The 22,690-nt window shown below is 35.3% G+C and carries 19 protein-coding genes; 9 read left to right on the forward strand and 10 right to left on the reverse strand.

What is annotated here, in order from left to right:
• Nucleotides 1-3 precede the first annotated feature (3 nt).
• From ACSHW7_RS09215 to ACSHW7_RS09260, 10 genes are all read right to left on the reverse strand, one after another.
• Nucleotides 4-699 (reverse strand): class I SAM-dependent methyltransferase, encoded by a 696-nt coding sequence (locus tag ACSHW7_RS09215; protein WP_435679053.1) that lies wholly within the window; start codon nt 697-699, stop codon nt 4-6.
• A gap of 11 nt (nt 700-710) precedes the next feature.
• Nucleotides 711-1,967 (reverse strand): glycosyltransferase, encoded by a 1,257-nt coding sequence (locus ACSHW7_RS09220; RefSeq protein ID WP_435679054.1) that lies wholly within the window; start codon nt 1,965-1,967, stop codon nt 711-713.
• A complete protein-coding gene (locus ACSHW7_RS09225) occupies nt 1,964-2,911 on the reverse strand; it encodes a glycosyltransferase family 2 protein (protein ID WP_435679055.1) in 948 nt (315 codons plus the stop codon). Before ACSHW7_RS09225 ends, ACSHW7_RS09220 begins: the two co-directional genes overlap by 4 nt.
• A gap of 32 nt (nt 2,912-2,943) precedes the next feature.
• Nucleotides 2,944-4,848 (reverse strand): protein kinase domain-containing protein, encoded by a 1,905-nt coding sequence (locus tag ACSHW7_RS09230; RefSeq protein ID WP_435679056.1) that lies wholly within the window; start codon nt 4,846-4,848, stop codon nt 2,944-2,946.
• Nucleotides 4,849-4,851: 3 nt separating this feature from the next.
• A complete protein-coding gene (locus ACSHW7_RS09235; RefSeq protein ID WP_435679057.1) occupies nt 4,852-6,120 on the reverse strand; it encodes an ABC transporter ATP-binding protein in 1,269 nt (422 codons plus the stop codon).
• 29 nt (nt 6,121-6,149) lie between these two features.
• A complete protein-coding gene (locus ACSHW7_RS09240; RefSeq protein ID WP_435679058.1) occupies nt 6,150-7,013 on the reverse strand; it encodes an ABC transporter permease in 864 nt (287 codons plus the stop codon).
• Complete coding sequence (locus ACSHW7_RS09245) at nt 7,014-7,991, reverse strand: SDR family oxidoreductase (protein WP_435679059.1); 978 nt, start codon at nt 7,989-7,991, stop codon at nt 7,014-7,016. It lies immediately after the preceding gene.
• Nucleotides 7,991-9,277 (reverse strand): nucleotide sugar dehydrogenase, encoded by a 1,287-nt coding sequence (locus tag ACSHW7_RS09250; protein ID WP_435679060.1) that lies wholly within the window; start codon nt 9,275-9,277, stop codon nt 7,991-7,993. The genes ACSHW7_RS09245 and ACSHW7_RS09250 overlap by 1 nt, the downstream gene beginning before the upstream one ends.
• 136 nt (nt 9,278-9,413) lie before the next feature.
• Nucleotides 9,414-11,864 (reverse strand): GumC family protein, encoded by a 2,451-nt coding sequence (locus ACSHW7_RS09255; protein WP_435679061.1) that lies wholly within the window; start codon nt 11,862-11,864, stop codon nt 9,414-9,416.
• Nucleotides 11,864-12,658 carry a polysaccharide biosynthesis/export family protein gene (locus ACSHW7_RS09260; protein ID WP_435679062.1) on the reverse strand — a complete coding sequence of 265 codons (795 nt, stop codon included), beginning with the start codon at nt 12,656-12,658 and terminating at the stop codon, nt 11,864-11,866. Before ACSHW7_RS09260 ends, ACSHW7_RS09255 begins: the two co-directional genes overlap by 1 nt.
• Before the next feature lie 106 nt (nt 12,659-12,764).
• On the opposite strand from ACSHW7_RS09260, the gene ACSHW7_RS09265 reads away from it, so the two are divergent.
• The 9 genes from ACSHW7_RS09265 (at nt 12,765) to ACSHW7_RS09305 (ending at nt 22,654) form a co-directional block, all read left to right on the forward strand.
• Nucleotides 12,765-14,636, forward strand: a complete 1,872-nt coding sequence (locus ACSHW7_RS09265) for an ABC-F family ATP-binding cassette domain-containing protein (RefSeq protein ID WP_435679063.1) — start codon at nt 12,765-12,767, stop codon at nt 14,634-14,636.
• A 106-nt stretch (nt 14,637-14,742) separates the two neighbouring features.
• A complete protein-coding gene (locus ACSHW7_RS09270) occupies nt 14,743-15,543 on the forward strand; it encodes an O-methyltransferase (protein WP_435679064.1) in 801 nt (266 codons plus the stop codon).
• A 162-nt stretch (nt 15,544-15,705) separates the two neighbouring features.
• A complete protein-coding gene (locus tag ACSHW7_RS09275) occupies nt 15,706-16,392 on the forward strand; it encodes an ABC transporter ATP-binding protein (protein WP_435679065.1) in 687 nt (228 codons plus the stop codon).
• A 143-nt stretch (nt 16,393-16,535) separates the two neighbouring features.
• On the forward strand, nt 16,536-16,703 hold the full coding sequence (locus tag ACSHW7_RS09280; RefSeq protein WP_435679066.1) for an LPXTG cell wall anchor domain-containing protein: 168 nt from the start codon (nt 16,536-16,538) through the stop codon (nt 16,701-16,703).
• Nucleotides 16,704-16,861: 158 nt separating this feature from the next.
• Nucleotides 16,862-17,434 (forward strand): cob(I)yrinic acid a,c-diamide adenosyltransferase, encoded by a 573-nt coding sequence (locus tag ACSHW7_RS09285; RefSeq protein WP_435679067.1) that lies wholly within the window; start codon nt 16,862-16,864, stop codon nt 17,432-17,434.
• Nucleotides 17,435-17,662: 228 nt separating this feature from the next.
• Complete coding sequence (locus ACSHW7_RS09290; protein ID WP_013070580.1) at nt 17,663-17,884, forward strand: DUF2795 domain-containing protein; 222 nt, start codon at nt 17,663-17,665, stop codon at nt 17,882-17,884.
• Between the two features lie 271 nt (nt 17,885-18,155).
• Nucleotides 18,156-18,518 (forward strand): hypothetical protein, encoded by a 363-nt coding sequence (locus ACSHW7_RS09295; protein WP_435679068.1) that lies wholly within the window; start codon nt 18,156-18,158, stop codon nt 18,516-18,518.
• A 164-nt stretch (nt 18,519-18,682) separates the two neighbouring features.
• The gene (gene secA, locus ACSHW7_RS09300) at nt 18,683-22,045 is read left to right on the forward strand and encodes a preprotein translocase subunit SecA (protein WP_435679069.1); all 3,363 of its coding nucleotides are present in this window, start codon (nt 18,683-18,685) and stop codon (nt 22,043-22,045) included.
• A gap of 27 nt (nt 22,046-22,072) precedes the next feature.
• Nucleotides 22,073-22,654, forward strand: coding sequence for a DUF4199 domain-containing protein (locus ACSHW7_RS09305; RefSeq protein ID WP_435679070.1), 582 nt, complete (start codon nt 22,073-22,075; stop codon nt 22,652-22,654).
• Nucleotides 22,655-22,690 lie beyond the last annotated feature (36 nt).

The raw sequence follows: 22,690 nt of genomic DNA on the forward strand, positions 1-22,690 counted from the left end.
AATTTAATTTAACAATTCATTTTCAACCCACAGTATTTCTTTAAGTGAAATCCAGTCAAGGTTAGATTTTAAATCATTATATGTTAAACAATTAATCTCTTTGAATAAAACTTCATCTATAGAAAATTTCTCATTAGTTTTTTTATTGAAGCGCACTATTCCTAAACCATAATCTGTATTTACAACATCAACCAATAAGGTTTTTGGATATTTTTTTTTGAGATAATAAATAGTTTTCCATACGTCTCCACACCACTCAAAAGTGAACCCTTCGAGTTTCATATTTTTTACCTCTTGAAAAGAATTTGCAGGTAAAGCCGCAACTTCGTTGGGAGGAAAACAATCATGCATCATCACTATGCCATCTTTATCCAAATATGACAAACAATTGAGTACATCTTGTAAACTTGCCCTAAATGTGTGCAACCCATCTACAAACATCAAATCGAATGGTGCTCGTTTTTTCAAATATGCTTTATTTTCAGCAAAAAAAGCATCGCTAGTTTTCTCAAAAAAACGATTTGTCAAATTTGTAGTATTTTTTAAAGCCCATTTCAACTTACGTTTTCTCGATATTTTAAATTTAGGATCTATAGCTATCTTATTCCATGCCTTTGCAGGCAGCAGAGAAATCCCTGTATAAGTTCCAATTTCTAGATAGTTAGGGTTTCTTTTTATATTTAAAATATCTTGTATCAATGTAATCCTATTCATTCTATTTTTATTTTATTGACAAGCTCAATATTCTTTGCTAAAATTTTATCCAAATTAAAATTTTTCTCAATCCAAGAACGTGCATATTTGCCCATTAAATAGCGTTTATCCGGATCATTGATTAATATTTCTAATGCCGAAGCTAATTTAACAATATCTTTTTCAGGCACTAAAAACCCAGATTTATTGTCTGCTATAGTGTCCATAATCCCACCACTATTAAAAGCAATTACCGGCAACCCTGTAGCCTGCGCTTCAATAGATGCAAGACCAAAAGCCTCTGCCCTTCCCGATGAATCTGTTATTGAAGGAAAAACAAAAATATCGCTATTGTGAAAAATTTGTATAATTTCATCTTGATTCTTCTTACCAACCACACTTACATTTTTTGTTAACGACAAGGATTCTATTTTTAATTTTAATTGGGATTCAAAATCTCCTTCTCCAACTATTGTATAATTAACTTGATAACCATTGTCAACCAAAATCTTGACAGCCTCCAAAGCATAAATATGCCCTTTTAGCTCTACAAGTCTTCCTACTGAAACTAATTCTATCTCATTACTGACAATTCTATTTTTGAATTTGAAGAGTTTGGTGTCGACTCCTATAGGAATAATATGAATTTTCTTTTTTTCACATCCAATATTAATGAGATTATTTGCTAAATATCTAGAATTTACTGTTATAAACTCTGCCTTATTAAAAAGATATTCATATTTTTTTTTCAAGTTTGGCATATCTTTAGTTTGAGCATATCCACCAACCCCATGAAAAGTGGCCGAAAAAGGTTTATTTATCGCACCCAATTCATGCATAGTTGCAATGTGTTCAGAGTTTATACCAAAGTGTGCCTGAAAGAAACTTATTTCATTAAATTGAGAAAATTTAATTACGTTAAACCATTGTTTTAAATGCAATGAAAATGACCCCTCTTTTCTAAATAAAACTATTTTAAAAAATGAAAAAAAATTATAGGATTTCTTGAATAAATTTTTTAAAATGAAAAAAAATTTATCAAACCGATTTAACGGAATTTCAGGCAGATATTGTTGTGTTTTTGATAATAAATTATATTCTTGGAAGATGGAAGGTTGGCTCGTTTTCTCTATAGACTCTTTCTTTCTTGCCAGTATAGATACTTTAAAACCAAAATCTATTAAACCTGTTACATGATTAACGACAAATGTTTCAGAAGAAGACGGGAAGTAACTAGTCAAAATTCCAATATGTTTTTGTTTTATAGGAATCATTGATATTCTCTATTTAAAATTTTATTAAAAGTAGTCAACCCTCTATTTGTCAGTTTATAAATAATTGCAATTAATAGCAACCTTCTCTTTAAGCCATTTTTTATATTCTCATTTTGATTAAGCTTTTCTCTAAACAATTCAAATTTACCAGCTACTATTAGCTTTTTTAAAGTATTAATATATTTTTGAGCTGGATATAAAATATATGGCTTTTCAAATTTTAATGCGGTATTAAAGATGTACTCTCTTACGATTATTTCAGAATTTAAATCAATCATCTTCGATTTAGAGAATCGTGAGGTGATTGTTTGCTCATGCAATCGAACTAAAGAGTGTGCTTTTTGAATTTGTTTTATTTTGGCATCCTTTTGAGAAATACACCTAAAAACAAAGTCTAAATCCTGCGCTCGTGTCAACCGCTCTGAGAACCTTAATGTTCTCACAAAAGAACGCCGGTACATAAAAGAAGGAATATTCAAAACAACTCCACCAAGTAAGTAGTCCAAAAAAACATTATCCGTAGGCAAACAATTATACGTTGAGAGAATATTGGAAGGTTGCCCGGAAAAAGTTTTAAAACCGCTATATACAATTTGAGTTTCTCGTTCGAAGGCATTTAATTTTTCTTCCAATGCTCCCGGCAACAATAAATCATCACTATCAAACCACTGTATGAAATCACCACTACTCTTTTCAAATCCAAAATTACGACAACTGTTACCACCCTTTGGTAAATTTTCAGGTCTTTCGTACAAATAAAATCTTACATCCTTTTTTTTAAAGTTCTCAACCACACATATACTTGTGTCAGTCGACCCATCATCAACGATGATACATTCCCAATTCTCATAAGTCTGACCAATAATACTTTCTAGTGTATAGGGCAGCAGCAACGCGCGATTATACAAAGGAATTATGATGGATACCAACAAGTTATTACTCATATAATAAGTTTGCAATGAAACATTTGAAATAATTAATATTGCATCTTTTTTTTCAGTTTCCTAACTATTTTTTTTACTCGTTCCACATGTTTTTCTCCCAAGATAGCGACAATTTTTTTATACTGAAACCGTAGCTTATCACGATGACTCAAGTGAACCGAAGCAATATTGATTTCGATTTGGATTTTTCCTAACGCTTTTAAATACGCATTTCTATCCTTTTTTGCTATAAAAGTCAATGCATGTAACTGTTTAAAAATAGAATTAAAAAATTGAAAACTATGAAAAATTAGTTTTAGGGTATTTGCAGTTGCAGGTGCATCTGCGAGTACACCATTCTTGTTTTTAAATTTTCCGCCAAGTCCTACCGGAGTTATATGTGAACTATCTGTAACGTCTACTGCCCAACCAAAATCAAAAAGTTGTAAATGGTATCCGTCGTTACGTTTTATTAAAAATAAATTATCTGGTTTTATATCTCTGTGGACAATATTATGATCGGCTAACAACTTCAAAATATCAATAAACTCATCTAATAATTGAAAAACTTGTTGAGGATTCCATAATCCCACCAACGAATTAATGGCTGAAAATGGAATTCCTTTAATCCTTTCAACTTCAACAGTATCGTATGTACTTCCCTTTTCAAAAGAAAGTACTTTAGGAAAAAAACCATGTCTGTTTAAGACATTTAAAAATCTATTTTCATTATGACTTATAGGGTGTGATGCAACCTTTATAAAACTATGCTCATTCTCGTAGACCTCAGCAATAAATGCCTGAGTTTCATTTCGGCTAATACTCGATGAAATTAATTTTCCTTTTGCTTTAATAGTTTCACTTTCATGGTAGCCGTCAGTATTTTTCTTATTATGAAAGACTGTGGTGTCTTGAGGTATCTTATAAGTATAACCTCTTTTTCTCATAAAAGTATTAAGGATAAGCATAACTAATGGTACATCTTCATCAGCAGGAAAGGATACACCTATTTTGTTAGCCATGTGTGATAACCGCAATTTGTAATCTTCACTTATAACTCTTTTTTGTACATAGGCGTGATATAATAACGAATAAAAATAGTCCTCATGATTAGGACAGTAAAACCCGTTTGAGTGCATTTTTTTATTCCTTAATATATCAAGTTCCCACTTTAAGTCATAATAATCATCGCCTAAAAACCTAAAATCGAAAGGAACATATTCTCCATTTATTTTTATATGATGATATACTCGATGCGATAGTTCAGGATAAACATCGACCGCTCCTGTTACGTATTTTGCATAGTTGAGATTGGAGACTAAAAGGTCTATATCACCGTGTCCTTCTATATTGTATTCGTCTGGAAGACATTCAAAATTTCGGAGAACTACGTATTCTATACAATTATTAAGAACGAAGAAAAGATCTTTTACATTCTTATAAAAAGGAACTCCAACAATATTTTCATTCCATATTAACTTTTTATTAGCGGGAGGATGCATCTCTTTATACGCTCTGGCATCAAGTCCAAAAAGCAATGAAATATCCTTATTGACTTCAAAAAAATTATCAGAAGCATGAATTTTATGCCCCCCACCGGTACGCTCTCGGTAGGCCATTTTTAAGTCAAATACATTTTTGTTGACTAAATTAACCCCATTAGATGTTTTCATTTCTTCCATCTTAGGGCTCTCATCTTCAAAAATTATTGCAGTAAAAGTGTCTGCTCCACAATGTATTATTTTATTCTCAATTATTTTTTTGAAGTCACGTTCATCTCTATGACTTTGAGAATGTGCATAAAATCGTTTTAAATTATCATGAAAAAATGAATCACTCCAGTGTACGTCATACGTATTCAATACATTAAATTTTGATGATAAATCACTCACAATGAATTCTTCCTCATACAGTCCTTTAGACCAAATGATAATTATATGTATCAGTGTTGCATCCATTATTTATTGAAAGTCCCATTTATTTCTTTTTAAGACCAAAGGAATATCTTTTGTAATCAATTTCCCAGAATTAAAGTAATCTGAGGGTTCAACTATTATAGTTGCAACTTTTTGAATATGGTCATACAAATCCTCTCCTTGACGAATTGAGATATTTATGTAGTAATTATTAGGTTTAATTTCAAGTCCGTCAGGTAATTTACAGAGTATACAGTTCTTCCCCTCTTTAATGTTAAAAGTAGTGTTCGTATCTCTTGAATCGAATGCAACAATCCTTGTCTCGTTAGCATCAAAGAGTACTATTCTTAATGTTATATTTGGGTTTATAGAACTCTTTAAGGCCACTTTAAAGTAAAACGCTTCATCAATTGCTACTTTATCTGTAAGATTCTCATTAGAATCAAAAATTTCAAACTTGGTAAAATAAATAGATTTATTAGGAATATTCCTTTTTTTGAAATCAAAATGACTCATTTCTTGCGAAACGGTTTGTCTATAGCGGTTAATAGTTTCTAACGTACTTCCTTCAAAAACTTTTTCTCCATCAACTAATAGCATTGCTCTCGTACAAAGTTTTTGTACAGCTGCCATATTATGACTTACAAAAAGAACGGTGCGACCATCGGTCTTACTAATATCCTGCATCTTTCCTATTGCCTTTTTTTGAAACTCGGCATCTCCTACAGCTAGTACTTCGTCAATAATTAAAATATCTGGCTCTAAATGTGCTGCCACAGCAAATGCAAGGCGAACTCTCATCCCGCTACTGTATCTTTTCACAGGTGTATCAATAAACATTTCACATCCCGAAAACGAAATGATTTCATCAATTTTTGATTTGATTTCGACTTTAGTCATTCCTAAGATTGCACCGTTTAAAAAGATATTCTCTTTACCTGTTAGCTCAGGATGAAAGCCTGTACCTACTTCTAAAAGTGACGCGATTCTACCTCTAGATTTGATAACACCTGTAGTAGGACCTGTAACTCTAGAGAGTATTTTAAGCAGCGTAGATTTACCAGCACCATTCTTTCCTATAATACCCAAAACTTCACCTGTTTGGACTGAAAAATCGATATTCTTTAACGCCCAGACATAGTCTTCAGTAGCTTTAGCACTTCTATTATTAACTGCTCCAACCTTTAAATACGGGTCTTCTTTTCCCCGTATTCTTGACCACCACCTATTCAAATCATGACTCAATGTACCTGTACCAACAAGCCCTAAACGGTATTGTTTCGAGATATTTGAAACGGTTAATATAATGCTCATGAGTTCTTCGGAAATATTACAATTTTAAATTAAACGGTGTCGATGAAATTTTTCTCTGTTCGATTAAAAATTATCAATCCAAAGAAAAACAAAATACATGAAACCACCAGCGTATAAAAGAAACCCCACCAGGTAAAATAACCAGAATCCATGGTAATGTGTCTAAATCCTTCTACAATTTGAGCTAATGGATTATATTCTAAAAGCCATGCATATTCTGGTTTCTTATCAATGATTTCACTCATTGGGAATGGCACAGCAGAAATGTACATTAATAACTGCACGGCAAAGCTTACAACAACATTTAAATCTTTATATTTTGTTGTCCATGAAGATATTATCATTCCTGCTCCAAGCCCAAGCATAGCCATCATGAGCACGTATACTGGGAACAACATTAGTTTACTATTTGGAGTAAGATCATAGCCACCGGTCGTGATAAAATAAATATAGAAAATGATAAAAATGAAGAGCTGGATACCAAATTTGAGCAAATTAGAAAACGTCACCGAAATAGGCATTATCGCCCTGGGGAAATAAACCTTACCAAATATATTTTGGTTTTTTGTAAATGTGGTAGAAGTTTCGGTCAAACAGACTTTAAAATAATTCCAGGCCGTGATTCCTGCGAGATTGAAAAGAAATGGCGGAATGCCTCCGGTTTTAATATTTCCGAGGTTATTAAAAACTAACGTAAAAATTACCGAAGTAAAAAGAGGCTGGATAAGATACCAAAGAGGCCCCAAAATTGTTTGCTTGTAAACGGTAACGATATCACGTTTCACAAAAAGAAAAAGCAAATCTCTATATTGCCACAGCTCTTTTAAATTGAGGTCAATCAATTTTTTTTTAGCTGAAATTTCATATAGCCAATCCTCTTTTTCTAAGCTCATTTATTTAAAATTATCCCAAGTAATCTTTAAGCCATCAGCCACCGAAAATAATGGATTATACCCTAGCAAATTTCTTCCTTTTGAAATATCTGCCAATGAATCCTTTACATCTCCTTTTCTATCTGGGCCGTAATGAGCTGTAACATTTTTTTCTGAAACAGTTTTTAACTCTTCCCAAAGGTTATTTAGGCTGATGCGTTCTCCGTAAGCAATGTTGAATACTTCGTTCACAGCTTCATTAGGCGCAAAAAATGCTCGAATATTTGCTTGGACCGCATTTTCAACATAGGTAAAGTCGCGTGTTTGTTCTCCGTTGCCATTAATCGTTGGAGCTTTTTCGTCTAAGAGTGCCTGCATGAATAATGGAATTACAGCAGCATAAGCTCCGTCTGGACTTTGCTTGGGGCCAAATACATTAAAATATCTTAGTCCAACCGTTGGTGTGCCGTAGGTTTTATAAAATACATCTGCATATATTTCATTCACTAATTTTGTAACAGCATAGGGTGAAATAGGTTTCCCAATGTTTGCTTCTACTTTAGGCAACGCTGGACTATCGCCATACGTTGAACTTGACGCTGCATATACCAATCGTTTTACCGTATCACTATCTTTTTGTGCAACGAGCATATTTAAAAATCCGCCAACGTTGACCTCATTAGAGGTAATAGGGTCGTTAATGGAACGCGGCACCGAACCTAGTGCAGCTTGGTGTGTAACATAATCAATACCGTCCATTGCCTTTTTACAAGTTTCCAAATCACGGATATCACCTTCTATAAATTCGAAATCCGCATGATTTTCAAATTCCTTTATATTTTTATAATGACCGTTAGAAAGGTTATCGAGTACTCTCACTTTTTTGGCACCATATTTAAGCAAATAGGCAACGATGTTACTTCCTATAAAGCCTGCACCTCCAGTTACTAAAAAATTGAGTTTTGATAAATCTTGTGTATGATATGGATTTTTGAACATTATAGTCTGCCGTCTGTTTTGTTTAAAGGAAAAAATGATTTAACATCAAATACTACGTTTTTAGATGCAGTATGCGATTTTAAATCAAACGTTTTAAATTCATTATGTGAAACGGCTAATATGATTGCATCGTAATCCGACTTCAATTTACTTTCCTCTGTTATCAAGGGTAGTGAGAATTCTCTTTTAACTTCTTCTGCATTTGCCCAAGGGTCAAAAACGTCAACATTTAAATTAAATTTCTTTAATTCGCTAATTACATCGATCACTTTACTGTTACGTATGTCTGGGCAATTTTCTTTAAACGTTATTCCCATGACAAGCACATTTCCGTTTTTAACCTTTGCATCTTTTTTGATCATAAGTTTGATGACTTCAGAAGCTACATACGCTCCCATCCCGTCATTCATTCTACGACCTGCAAGGATAATCTCTGGATTATAGCCTTCCTCGATGGCTTTTTGCGCCAAGTAATAGGGATCGACACCTATACAATGACCTCCTACAAGTCCTGGCGAAAATTTAATAAAATTCCATTTTGTCCCTGCAGCTTCAAGTACGTCTTGAGTATTAATGTCAAGGAGTCTAAATATTTTTGAAAGCTCATTAACAAAAGCAATATTGATATCCCGTTGTGAATTTTCAATCACTTTAGCAGCTTCGGCAACCTTAATACTTGGTGCCAAATGGGTTCCTGCAGTGATTACTTCTTTATAAAGATTATCTACATACGTTGCAATCTCTGGGGTTGAACCTGAAGTAACTTTCAATATTTTTGTGACTGTATGTGTTTTATCTCCTGGATTGATTCGCTCTGGCGAGTAGCCTGCGAAAAAATCTGTATTAAATTTCATTCCTGAAATTTCCTCTAGAATTGGCACACAAACATCTTCGGTAACTCCAGGATACACTGTTGACTCGTAAATAACAACGTCATTCTTTTTAAGCACAGCACTCACAGTTTCACTAGCTTTTACAAGAGGCGTCAACACAGGTTGATTGTATTTATTTGTAGGTGTAGGAACTGTTACAATATAAACTGTCGCCTCGTTAATCTCCGAAGGATTATCAGTCACTACAAGTCCATTTTCTTCAGAAATTTCCATGGATGACTGTAATTCTGCATCACTTATTTCTAAAGTTTTGTCGGTTCCAGATTTTAATTCAGCTATTCTAGTCTTATTAATATCAAGACCTATTACTTTAAATTTTGAAGCAAAAGCTACCGCCAAAGGGAGACCTACATATCCCAAACCTATGATTGCTATAGTTGGTTTTTTATTCATAATTTTATTGATTCAAGGGCTTAACTAGCCCTTTTATTTTTTTTGCAAAATTACTTTTTTAATAACAAACAACGGTATCAAAAAAACAGATAATAATTCATTCTATGTTATGTATATAATTTGGGGCAAACAGGGGTTAATCTTTATTTGATTTAAAAATAGATAATGCGCGTTGCAAAAATGATGGTTTCTTTTCTTCCTCATGGTATCCATTTCCGTAGTTTCCATAACCGTAACCGTAACCATAGCCATAACCATACTTTGCCTTATCTTCAAAAAAGTTGAGTACAAAACTTATATTTTTTACCTCTCCTTTTTTATATTTTTCATTGATCATTGCAAGCATTCCCTTCTTTGTATAATTTTGTCGAACTAGATAAATAGTTGCATCTGCAAATTTTATAAGCTCTAGAGAATCAGCGACCAAGCCGAGCGGTGGTGAATCAAGAATGATGTAATCGTATTTTTCTTTCAACTCCTCTATCAATTCCTCCATTCTTTCTCCCATTAATAGCTCAGACGGATTAGGCGGAATGGGACCTGACAAAATAATATCTAAATTAGAAACATGAGTTTTTTGTGTTATTTCCTCAATACTTGCGTCTTTAATCAAATAATTAACAACACCTACACTGTTCGTAATCTCAAAATCATCGAAAATCTTTGGTTTTCTTAAATCAAGCCCTAAGAGTACGGTTTTCTTTTCGCTCAGGGCAAAAACAGAGGCCACATTGATTGATGTAAATGTTTTTCCCTCACCGCTTACGGAGGAAGTTACCAGTACAGTCTTTGTTCCTTCAATACCTTGTTTTTTGTAGATAAATTGTAAACTTGACCTAATCCCACGAAAAGATTCGGCAACGGCAGATTTGGGCTTTCTAATTACAGCAAGATTGTTTTTAATTCTGCTCTTCCCTACTGCACCCAACATGGGTATTTTCGAAATTCGCTCTATATCATTAATACTATTAATTTTGTTATTGAAAAAAGAGCGTAAAAACACATATATAAAAGGTACTAGAAACCCAAATAACAACGCCATCATATAATTGAGTTGGGTATTTGGTCCTATTTTCCCTCCGCCGGTATCTTTAGCAATATCTATGATTTGAACATCACTCACATTTGCAGCTTTCACTAAACCGGCCTCACTTCTCTTTGAAAGAAAAATATCATACGTGCCTTGACTCAAGTTATATCTACGCTCAATCTTCATGAGCTCTTGTTGCTCCTTAGGCAACTTCCTCATTTGAGATTCTAATTCACTAATGTCTCTATTAAGTCGTGATTGCTCTTGACCCATCAAACTTTTTGAAGAGGCAATATTTTCAAGTAGAACAGTTTTTACGGCGTTTATTTGTCGGTCAATATTATCAAAAACCGGTGCCCCATCTTTATATGAAAACTGTAATTTGTTTCGATCTTGAGCAAGTTCAATGATTTGAGAAACTCCCGATACTATACTAGATTCATTAATTCCAGCAACGGATGGTGCAGGAACATCCCTGTAATCAGTTCTATTCCGTAAATAGGTTTCTAGAACATCAAAGTAATTGAGTTGCCTATCTGCACTTTCCTTTTTTAAGTCTAGTTCGTTGAGTTTAATTGTAATTTCTCCTCCTTTGCCTTCAATATCAAAAATTTCATTTCTATTTTTAAAGGTGTTTAGCTCCTTTTCGACATCTTTGAGCTCTAATGATTTTGCATTCAAGCTACTATCGATAAAGGCAATAGTCTTTGTGGCAAAAAGATTTTTACGCTCTAACATATCTTCACTCAAAACAGCGACCGATGTGTTCAAATAATCAACCAATTTTGATTTATTCTGCCCATTCATGCTCATACGCAATACTGAAGATCCTTTGGAATCTGGTCTAATATTTACATTAATCCCTTTAACTGTCGCATCAAAATTTGAAAATGATAGAAAATATTCAACTCCGGGAACTGCTTCGATTTCTGGGTTAGGCACAAACAATCCGTTAAAGAATGGTTCTTCAATACGTTGTCCCAACTTAAAATCTTTACTGTATTCCTGAGCTTCAATATATATAGACTTTGTTTCTTTTGAAACGTAATTTTGAACAGTCACATTTCCGCCGGAAAAACTAGATGAGATATTAAACGTTACCGAATCCTTAAAAACTACTTTAAAACTTTGCCCAAGAGCCTGCCATTTATCTGATGCTACTTCAACAAAAAACGGAGTCTTTTTATATGCATCTACTAATTGGTACTCACCATTTTTTTTGTAGTTCAAATAATATTGTAATCGCTCTACTACTTTTTCATTGTGAGAACGCGACTTGAGTGTTATAACCGCAGTATTTACTTTATCTGTTGTACCACCCCAGTTAAAAGTCAGGCTCGTATTTGTAGTAAAAAAAGGGTTTTGATCGTCTTTAATCGTTATCAAATTACTCATTGAGTACACCGCTAACTTTCTTACGTTTATGTAATGCGCAACCGCTAAAGCCAGTATTATGGTAATAACAAAGAGATACCAATGCGCTAATAACTTGTACAAAAAACTCTTAAAGTCAAAATTTGAGCTTGATTGGTTTTGTATTTCGAATTCTTCGTTCATTAAAATCTAATAAATAGTAAGATTACAGTCGTTAACGCAGTAACCACAGATAAGATTGTCGTAAAAGATTGAAGCCCCGTAGTACCTGCTCCAATCGATTTTTGAGGTAATGGATTTATCAAAATCAAATCGTTAGGTTTTACGTAATAGTAGGGAGAATTCATGGCGTTGATATCGGTCAAATCTATGTGATGTACCTTTTGACCTAATGGATATTGACGTATAATCACAACATTTTGCCTGTCGCCCGTAAGGGTTATATCACCATTATTTGCGATGGCTTCCATGATGGTCAACTCGTCGCGATAAATAATGGTTGATCCTGGATTCGATATTTCTCCATTAATGGTGTAGCGAATTCCAGATAATTTTACCGTAACAAATAAATTCGCTTCAGGTTTAAAATAATCTTCGCTCAATCTTTTTGTCAATTCTTCTTGTACTTCTTCAACAGTGTAGCCCAATACCGGGACATCACCAAGCATGGGCATCCTAATGTTACCGTGCAAATCAACCACAAAACCATCGTAGTACAATCGTTGCTCTCCAGTTGCATTTGGATTTGTTGAAGAAACGGGATTGAACAAACCTATCATTTCTTCATCTAGCGCTTTCATTCTAATGCTCAATAAATCATTGACTTGAAGTCTGTAGGGCTCTTTCACTTTTCGGATTGAAACAAGGCTATCATTTACATTTTCACGTTCCTGCAAATAGGTCAATTTTTCAGTAGAAATACAGGAAGTAGCATTTAATATTACAAAAAGTAGTAATAGTAAATAAGTAGCTCTCATAGAAAAGGGGTTGTTTAGCGACAAATATAACGCAAGGTGCAACAATATTAAAACATTATTTATTTTTAGTAGTCAAAAACCGTTTAATTTGCAGGAAAATAAAAGCGTGAATTACCTATCAGTCGAAAATGTTGCTAAGTCTTATGGCGAACGTGTTCTGTTTAAGAATATTTCCTTCGGAATTAATCAGGGACAAAAAATTGGTTTTGTTGCTAAAAACGGAACTGGCAAAACCTCTCTACTCAATATGCTTTCGGGCGATGATAATCCGGACGAAGGTCGCATTGTTTACAGAAAAGACCTCAAAGTTGCATTTCTTTCCCAAGAACCCAATCTTGACCCCAATCGTACTATAGAAGAAACTATTTTTATAGGTGACAATCCAATTTTAAAAGTGATTGAAACTTACGAAAAAGCAATTCTCAACCCAGAGGATACCGAAGCTTACCAAAAAGCCTTTGACGGCATGGATGCTCATAACGCATGGGATTTTGAAACACGCTACAAGCAGATTCTTTCTAAGCTGAAACTTGACAACCTCGACCAACTCATCAAGAATTTAAGTGGAGGTCAGAAAAAAAGACTCGCGTTAGCCAAAGCACTACTCACCCAACCCGATTTATTGGTTATGGATGAGCCCACCAACCACCTTGATCTTGAAATGATCGAATGGCTGGAAGCGCTTTTTGCAAAAGAGAATTTTACCTTATTTATGGTAACACACGACCGGTATTTTTTAGAACGTGTGTGTAACGAAATAGTAGAACTTGACGAAGGAAATTTGTACAGCTACAAAGGAAATTACAGCTACTATCTAGAAAAAAGAGAAGCGAGAATAGAAACAGAAGCCACCGAAACAGGGAAAGCGAAACAACTCTACAAAAAAGAATTGGACTGGATGCGCCGCCAACCAAAAGCGCGAACCACAAAAAGCAAATCTCGTATTGACGATTTTAGTGACATCAAAGCTCGCGCCCACAAACGTCGCAATGATCACGAAATGGAGCTCGAACTCAATATGGAGCGCATGGGAACAAAAGTTGTCGAGATTCATAAGATATCAAAAGCATACGACGATAAAGAGTTGTTCACAAAATTTGAATACAATTTTATTCGTGGCGAACGTGTGGGAATTATTGGAAAAAACGGAACCGGAAAGTCCACTTTTTTAAATATAATGACTGGTAAATTACAACCAGATGCTGGTAAAGTGGTAATTGGTGACACCGTGAAATTTGGGTATTACACTCAAAAAGGAATAACTATTAAAGAAGGACAAAAAGTAATTGAAGTCATTAGAGAATTTGGGGATTACATTCCACTTAAAAAAGGCCGCCAAATTTCGGCACAGCAATTATTGGAGCGTTTTATGTTTGATCGTAAAAAGCAATATGACTTTGTTGAAAAATTGAGTGGTGGCGAACGCAAGCGTCTTTATCTGTGTACTGTATTGATTCAAAACCCTAATTTTTTAATCCTAGATGAACCTACAAATGACCTCGATATTGTAACCTTAAATGTATTGGAAAGTTTCTTGCTCGACTTCCCAGGTTGCCTTATTGTAGTGAGTCACGACCGTTATTTTATGGACAAAATTGTGGACCACTTATTTGTATTTAAAGGTGAGGGCGAAATTCAGGATTTCCCAGGAAATTATAGCGATTATAGAACCTACGAAGACAGCAAAGTAGTTGAACAAAGAGCAGCAACTGCCGAGGCAACCACAGAAAAAAAGAACTGGAAAGAGCAAACCACAGGCGCAAAATTGAGCTATCAAGAACAAAAAGAATATAGCCGTCTTGAGAAAGACATAGCCACGCTAGAAAAGAAACGCGAAGAACTTCAAAATAAGTTCGCTACCGAAAATTGGGATGGTGACGAAATTGACAAACAATCCATAAAATTGCAAAACATAATCGATGACATCGACGCAAAAACCGAACGCTATTTTGAACTCATGGAAAAAATGGAAAGCTAATTTTAAATAAATATGTCCGATTGAGCGCCCGCCAGAATGAAATTTAGTTTCGGGCTGGCAGTCGAAACCTAGTTTTGAGCAACGGTTTTAAAATGAAAAGAAATCCTTGTACTACCAAATAAAATCATACCTCAAATTTCTCAAAAACTCCACAAACCAACATGGGGTCCACTCCCCTTTTGTGTATGATTTTTTGACCAAGTGTGTTTATAAAAAAATAGACAACTCTTTCGCGGAAACCCGCCAGCCGGACGGGCAGGTTTTAAAAAGGTATCGACAGGCGTTATTTCGAGATACATCCGTTATTTCGATAACCGATTTTGGCGCGGGCTCCCGTGTATTCAAATCAAATGAACGAAAGGTAAATGCCATTGTGAAAAATGCAGGAATTCCAAAAAAGAGACAAAAATTACTGTATAAAATAACGCACTATTTTCAACCTTTGGAAATTTTAGAACTTGGAACTTCTTTAGGCATGGCCTCAGCTGCGCTATCTTTGGGAAGTCCAAAAGCAACCCTTAAAACAATTGAAGGCTGCCCCGAAACAGCTTCGGTTACCCAAAAGTATTTTAAGCAATTTGGCTTTGATAATATTGATTTAATTAACGCGAAGTTTGAAGATTTCTTTATTTCCGAAGCATTTACAAAAAATAGTTTCGACTTAATTTATGTAGACGGGAATCATGATAAAGAACGCACGTTGGAGTATTTTGAACAACTTCTTCCGCATGTTCATAATGACAGCGTCATAATTTTTGATGATATTTACTGGAGTAAATCCATGACCGAAGCGTGGCAAAAAATTGCGAGCCACCTAAACGTTACGGTAAGCATTGATAGCTTTTATTGGGGTTTGGTTTTTTTCAGAAAAGAGCAAAACAAAGAACATTTTACACTGCGGTTGTAACATTTTTTAAGGAAAAGAGTCAAACAACCAACGGTTTTTGATTGATAAAATGTTGAGCGCCCGCCAGAATAAAATTTTCTTTCGGGCTGGAAGTCGAAACCTACTTTCAAATAACGAATTAAAGACGTCACTAAAAATTTAGTGTACTTAAAATTGAAATACATGAGCCTAGTCATAAACATCAAAGACATTCGCAGAGATTTCCCTTTGGGGCAAGAAATAGTAAAAGTCCTTAAAGGTATTGACCTTGAAATTGAAACAGGCGAATATGTGGCGTTGATGGGACCTTCTGGTTCGGGAAAATCTACGTTGATGAATTTGCTGGGATGTCTTGATACGCCTACCTCGGGAACGTATTTTCTAAATGGGCAAGACGTGAGCAATATGACGCAGGATGAGCTTGCTGAAATTAGAAACAAGGAAATAGGTTTTGTATTTCAAACCTTCAACTTGCTCCCTAGAACCACCGCTTTAGATAATGTGGCACTCCCAATGATTTATGCAGGTGCTTCAAAAACCGAACGCACAAAAAGAGCCGAACAAGTATTGACCGATGTAGGTCTAGCAGACCGTATGGACCACCGTCCCAACCAACTTTCTGGTGGGCAACGCCAGCGTGTAGCTGTGGGAAGAGCACTTGTTAACAAACCCTCCATCATTCTTGCAGATGAGCCTACCGGAAATTTGGATTCAAAAACCAGTGTAGAAATCATGGCACTCTTTGACGAAATCCATGCACAAGGAAACACGGTAATACTAGTTACCCACGAAGAAGAAATCGCGCTGCATGCTCACCGAGTTATTAGATTAAGAGATGGACTTGTGGAAAGCGATGTTCGCAATCGATAGCATAATAAATTTGCGAAAATTCATGTTACAGCTTATCTGTGTTTAAGCAAAGACAAAATTGTTCTTAATCCGCTTCAATTAGTTTAGTAAATAACAAATCACAACTGTTTGTGATTTTCTCATCAGTCTTGTATCTTCGAGTTATGGAATATTTTGACGGCATCAATCCTATGTTATTGATTTTAGGCGGTATGGTTTTACTGGCCGGGCTTTATTTTTGGAACAAGAAGAACACACAGACCAATCGCGAACGCAGAAAACGCAGTTTTAGAGAACGCTATAATGAGCGCAAACGAGAAAATGAAAAATGATTGTTATCAATTGGTGGCTGGTTGCGGCATTACTAATTGGGTATTTATTTGTTTTGAGACAAAATAAAATTACGCAAAAAGAGCTCTCAATATATTTTAAGCAAAATAATTCCTAAACGAAATTAAAAAAGACATTTCCGTGCATGCGGATATTATATATGAAAATATACACAAAAACAGGAGATAAAGGGACAACGGCACTTTTTGGAGGGACACGCGTTCCCAAGCATCATATTCGGATTGAGAGCTATGGTACGGTGGATGAGTTGAATTCGTTTATCGGGTTAATTCGGGATCAGGAGATTGACGCTCGTTCTAAAGAAATTCTTGTCCACATTCAAAAAAAACTTTTTACCGTAGGCGCTATTCTCGCGACTCCGCCAGATAAGCAACTCCTAAAAAATGGAAAAGAGCGGTTGAATATTTCTAAAATTTCAGAAGAAGAAATCGAACTTCTTGAAAAAGAAATGGACAAAATGAATGAAGACCTCCCGCCCATGACACACTTTGTATTGCCGGGCGGTCACCCTATAGTGTCACATTGTCACGTAGCACGCTGCGTATGCCGTCGCGCCGAGCGTCTTGCCACACATTTACACGAGCTGGAACCTACAGACGAGCGCGTAATCATGTATTTAAACCGCCTAAGCGACTACCTCTTTGTGCTGGCACGAAAATTGTCCAAAGACTTGCAAGCAGATGAAGTAAAATGGATACCTGAAAAGTATTAAAATATGAAAAAATAACTTAGATTTTCAAGCTTCGGAAATTTTAATATTTTTAAAAATTTCATGTTAATCGAACGTCATTGATGGATATTAACAAAAAAATAACAGAGGTAATCAATTAATTTTCAAATACTTAAAAACGCTCTTGTAAATACCGCTTAAATAATTCACTTTTTACTTGACAATGTCAGCTAAAAAATTATTTTTGCAGAAAATTAAAACATACATATTATGTACTGGACTTTAGAATTAGCATCTTATTTAAGTGATGCACCATGGCCGGCAACAAAAGATGAGCTTATTGACTACGCGATTAGAACTGGCGCACCGCTTGAAGTAGTAGAAAATTTGCAGGCAATCGAGGACGAAGGAGATTCCTACGACTCTATTGAAGAAATCTGGCCGGACTACCCCACAGATGATGATTATTTGTGGAACGAAGACGAATATTAATTAACAATGTTTTTAAAAACATTGCAACAATATAAAGGTATCCAATAATAAAAGTCTCTGTTTTTACAGGGACTTTTATTGTTTATTTATACCATACGGAGGTTTAGGTTTTTGGCTTCGGAAATATAACAGAATTACTATTTTTCATTTTATTGAACGACCTTTACCTATTAAAATAAATTTCCGCAACGACGGACCACGCTAAAGACGTGGCTAGAATAAAATCAAAAAAGCTGTATAATATAACTAAAACAGCAACAAATCAATCATAATGAGAAACGCATCTACATGCACTTTATTTTTCTTATTATCCTTCATTTCTACAATGGAGGCACAACACCGTGACCTACTTCAGGATTCAAAAAGCAATAAATACCATCAAACGTATGTAGTTGCAGACGAAAAAGAAGAATGGAAAAAAATTGATTTTGACACTACTAGACTTTCTGGCGTTAAAATTTCAAAAACTAAACTTTTAAAAGACGAGCAAGAGTTTAAAAAAATGAAACAGTACCAAGAAAAATTGATTGCTCTTGGCTACAATTTAAAAGTGACCGGTGCTGCCGATGATGAGACTTTAAAATCCTATCACAAGCACGTATCACTAACAGAAATACTCTACAAAAGAGCATAAGGGAAAATTGATTACACTTTAATCATCCCCCTCCTACCACGCTTTTCAATGTGGTATTAGAAAAACAACAAGCAAAAACCAAAGTAGTTCAATATTAAAATTTATTGGAACTTTGAAATTATAATACTACCGCACTAATATAAAGTGCACTCAAAAATAAAATTATGGGATTTTTAGATAATGTATTAAAGGTATTTGTTGGAGACAAATCCAAGAAAGACATTGGTGACATTCAACCATTGGTAAACGAAGTAAAAAAACACGAAGCCGCTCTAGAAAAATTATCTCTTGACGAGTTGCGAGCAAGGAGTGATTATTTTAGGGCTTTGATTAAAGAGGACCAAAAAACAATCCAAGATAAAATAGACAGCCTTCAACTTGATGCTGATAAAGAAGAAGATATTGACAAAAAAGAAGATATCTATAACCAAATCGATGCGCTGAAAAATGAACGTTATGAGGTTGAAAAAGAAACGCTACTTAAAATTCTCCCCGAAGCTTTTGCTGTTGTAAAAGAAACTGCAAAGCGATTTAAGGATAATGAAAATTTAGTGGTGACAGCATCTGCGTATGACCGCGAATTGAGTGGTGAAAAAGACTATGTTACACTTGACGGTGATAAAGCAACCTGGAAAAATTCATGGGATGCCGCAGGAAAAGAAATCACTTGGGATATGGTACACTACGATGTACAGCTCATAGGTGGTGTGGCATTACACGAAGGAAAAGTAGCTGAGATGCAAACAGGTGAAGGTAAAACACTTGTAGCAACCTTGCCAGTATATCTAAATGCACTTGCAGGAAACGGAGTACACTTAGTGACCGTTAACGACTATTTGGCAAAACGTGATAGCGCGTGGATGGCACCTATTTTCCAGTTCCACGGAATGAGTGTTGATTGTATCGATTACCACCAACCCAATAGCCCAGCGAGAAGAAAAGCTTACAATGCAGATATTACGTACGGTACGAACAACGAATTTGGTTTCGATTACCTGCGTGATAATATGGCGCACAAACCAGAAGATTTGGTACAACGCCCGCATCACTATGCGATTGTCGATGAGGTGGATAGTGTTTTGATTGATGATGCGAGAACGCCATTGATTATTTCTGGACAAGTACCCAATGGTGACCGTCATGAATTCAACGAACTGAAACCAAAGATTTCAGATATCGTTGCTGTACAGCAAAAATATTTAACGGGTGTTTTAGCTGAAGCCAAAAAATTAATCAAAGAGGGCGATACCAAAGAAGGTGGTTTTCAATTGCTACGAGTTTACAGAGGTATGCCTAAAAATAAAGCGTTGATTAAATTTCTTTCTGAAGAAGGTGTAAAACAAATTCTACAGAAAACCGAAAATACTTACATGGCTGACAACAACCGAGAGATGCCAAAGGTGGATGCGGAGTTGTATTATGTAATTGAAGAGAAAAACAATCAGATTGAATTATCGGACAAAGGAGTTGATTATCTATCTGGTGAAGATGATCCAGATTTCTTTGTAATGCCTGAAATAGGTACAGAAATCGCAAAAATTGAAGCGAAGAAACTTTCAAAAGAAGACGAAGCTGCTGAAAAGGAAGTGTTGTTTAGAGACTTCGGAATTAAAAGCGAACGTATTCACACATTAAACCAATTATTGAAAGCATATTCTTTGTTTGAAAAGGATACACAATATGTTGTAATGGACAATAAAGTTATGATTGTCGATGAGCAAACGGGACGTATCATGGATGGGCGTCGTTATTCTGACGGACTGCACCAAGCTATTGAAGCAAAAGAAAATGTAAAGATTGAAGCATTGACACAAACATTTGCAACCGTAACGCTTCAGAACTACTTCAGAATGTACCGCAAACTAAGTGGTATGACGGGTACGGCAGTAACGGAAGCTGGTGAACTTTGGGAAATCTATAAATTGGATGTTGTTGAAATTCCAACCAACCGCCCAATCGCTCGTAACGATAAAGAAGATAAGATTTATAAAACAAAGCGTGAAAAGTATAACGCAGTTATCGATGAAGTAACCGAACTTTCAAAAGCAGGAAGACCTGTATTGATTGGTACAACTTCAGTAGAAATTTCAGAATTATTAAGTAGAATGTTAGGCATGCGCGGTGTTGAACACAATACGTTGAATGCAAAAATGCACAAACGCGAAGCAGACATCGTTGCCGAAGCTGGTAAACCGGGAGTTGTTACCATTGCAACAAACATGGCAGGTCGTGGTACCGACATTAAATTAAGTGACGCTGTTAAAAAAGCGGGTGGTCTTGCCATTATAGGTACAGAACGTCATGATTCGCGTCGTGTGGATAGACAGTTGCGTGGTCGTGCAGGTCGTCAAGGAGATCCAGGAAGTTCACAGTTTTATGTTTCGCTTGAAGACAATTTAATGCGTCTTTTTGGTAGTGAACGTATTGCAAAAATGATGGATAGAATGGGATTGAAAGAAGGCGAAGTGATTCAGCATTCTATGATTTCTAAATCTATTGAGCGTGCGCAGAAAAAAGTGGAGGAGAATAACTTTGGAGTTCGTAAGAGACTTTTAGAGTATGATGATGTGATGAACGCACAACGTGAAGTTGTTTATAAGCGTCGTTATAATGCATTATTTGGTGAGCGTTTGCGCGTTGATATCGCAAACATGATTTATGACACTGCAGAGGTTATTGGGGAAGGAAATAAATTGGCTCAAGATTACAAAAACTTTGAGTTTGAATTGATTCGTTATTTCTCAATGAGTTCGCCTGTCGAGAAATCTGAATTTGAGAAATCTGGTGTTCAAGAAATTGCTGGAAAAACATACAAAGCAGCATATCAACATTACCAAGAAAAAATGGGTCGCAATGCAGAAATGGCATTTCCGGTTATTTCTAATGTATATGAAAATCACAAGGATCAATACAAGCGTATTTTAGTACCATTTACAGATGGCGTAAAAACACTCAACGTCGCGACCGACCTTGAAAGAGCTTATGAAACGCAAGGTAAAGAGCTTGTAAAAGATTTTGAAAAGAATATTTCATTAGCCATTATCGATGATGCGTGGAAAACACATTTACGCAAAATGGATGAGTTGAAACAGTCTGTACAATTGGCTGTGCACGAACAAAAAGACCCGCTACTTATTTATAAATTTGAGGCATTTGAGTTGTTCAAAAGTATGATTGAAAAAGTAAACAAAGATGTATTATCATTTTTGTTCAAAGGGGAACTTCCGCAGGAAAACCAACAACAGATTCAAGAAGCGCGTGAGGTAAAATCTAGAGAGAAATTGAACGAGCAGAAAGACGAAATCCAAAATATGGATGAACGTGCGGCTGAGTCTAGAGCTGCCGGACAAACACAACCTCAACGCCAAGCAGTCACAGAAACGATTACTCGCGAGATGCCAAAAATAGGCCGTAACGACAAAGTAACCATCAAACATGTGATGAGCGGTGAGAGCAAAGAAGTGAAATACAAACAAGCCATTCCTTTGATTACTAAGGGAGAATGGGTGTTATTGAATCAAAATTAAGGTTCAGAAAAACTCATTTTTTAAATAGTGAAATCCCGAAATCAAATTGGTTTCGGGATTTTTGTTATCAACTTTATAAGGGACAAAAAACATATTTATTTATCTTCGGAAATATTAAACAATACTACCATGTTGAAAGGATTTAAAATTGAAATTAAATGGGCAATCATCATAACGATTATGTCCCTTGTCTGGATGTTGCTGGAAAAAACGCTGGGATGGCACGACGAAAATATTGCTGACCATTATTGGTTAACATTCCTATTTATTCCTTTTTTAATTTTAATGTATGTCCTTGTCATGCGCGAGAAGAGAAGACGCGTTCACCATAGAAGAATGACGTGGCTACAAGGGTTTTTAACAGGACTAGCGGTTGCTGTATTAGTCGCTTTGTTATCCCCATTGGGTCAATATATAACACACAATTATATCACTCCAGAATATTTCGAAAATGTAAGAAATTACAGTGTAACCAATGATTTGATGACTATTAAGGAAGCAAATGATTATTTCAGTATCACAAATTATATTTGGCAAGCAGCAATAGGAAGTCTTGTGGGAGGGGCAGTAATTAGTGCTATTGTCGCACTATTTTTGAGAAGATCGTAGGTTGTTTTGTTATTAAGAAGAAAAAGCATTGGGGAC

The sequence above is a fragment of the Patiriisocius sp. genome (assembly GCF_051252435.1).
In the GTDB taxonomy this organism is placed as follows: domain Bacteria; phylum Bacteroidota; class Bacteroidia; order Flavobacteriales; family Flavobacteriaceae; genus Patiriisocius.

Coding starts and splice junctions, on each gene's coding strand:
- ACSHW7_RS09235 (WP_435679057.1), bottom strand. CDS start 6,120: ATGAGCATTATATTAACCGTTTCAAATATCTCGAAACAATACCGTTTA.
- ACSHW7_RS09290 (WP_013070580.1), top strand. CDS start 17,663: ATGTACTGGACTTTAGAATTAGCATCTTATTTAAGTGATGCACCATGG.
- ACSHW7_RS09275 (WP_435679065.1), top strand. CDS start 15,706: ATGAGCCTAGTCATAAACATCAAAGACATTCGCAGAGATTTCCCTTTG.
- ACSHW7_RS09250 (WP_435679060.1), bottom strand. CDS start 9,277: ATGAATAAAAAACCAACTATAGCAATCATAGGTTTGGGATATGTAGGT.
- ACSHW7_RS09245 (WP_435679059.1), bottom strand. CDS start 7,991: ATGTTCAAAAATCCATATCATACACAAGATTTATCAAAACTCAATTTT.
- ACSHW7_RS09225 (WP_435679055.1), bottom strand. CDS start 2,911: ATGAGTAATAACTTGTTGGTATCCATCATAATTCCTTTGTATAATCGC.
- ACSHW7_RS09220 (WP_435679054.1), bottom strand. CDS start 1,967: ATGATTCCTATAAAACAAAAACATATTGGAATTTTGACTAGTTACTTC.
- ACSHW7_RS09285 (WP_435679067.1), top strand. CDS start 16,862: ATGAAAATATACACAAAAACAGGAGATAAAGGGACAACGGCACTTTTT.
- ACSHW7_RS09295 (WP_435679068.1), top strand. CDS start 18,156: ATGAGAAACGCATCTACATGCACTTTATTTTTCTTATTATCCTTCATT.
- ACSHW7_RS09240 (WP_435679058.1), bottom strand. CDS start 7,013: ATGAGCTTAGAAAAAGAGGATTGGCTATATGAAATTTCAGCTAAAAAA.
- ACSHW7_RS09255 (WP_435679061.1), bottom strand. CDS start 11,864: ATGAACGAAGAATTCGAAATACAAAACCAATCAAGCTCAAATTTTGAC.
- ACSHW7_RS09280 (WP_435679066.1), top strand. CDS start 16,536: ATGGAATATTTTGACGGCATCAATCCTATGTTATTGATTTTAGGCGGT.
- ACSHW7_RS09260 (WP_435679062.1), bottom strand. CDS start 12,658: ATGAGAGCTACTTATTTACTATTACTACTTTTTGTAATATTAAATGCT.
- ACSHW7_RS09230 (WP_435679056.1), bottom strand. CDS start 4,848: ATGGATGCAACACTGATACATATAATTATCATTTGGTCTAAAGGACTG.
- secA (WP_435679069.1), top strand. CDS start 18,683: ATGGGATTTTTAGATAATGTATTAAAGGTATTTGTTGGAGACAAATCC.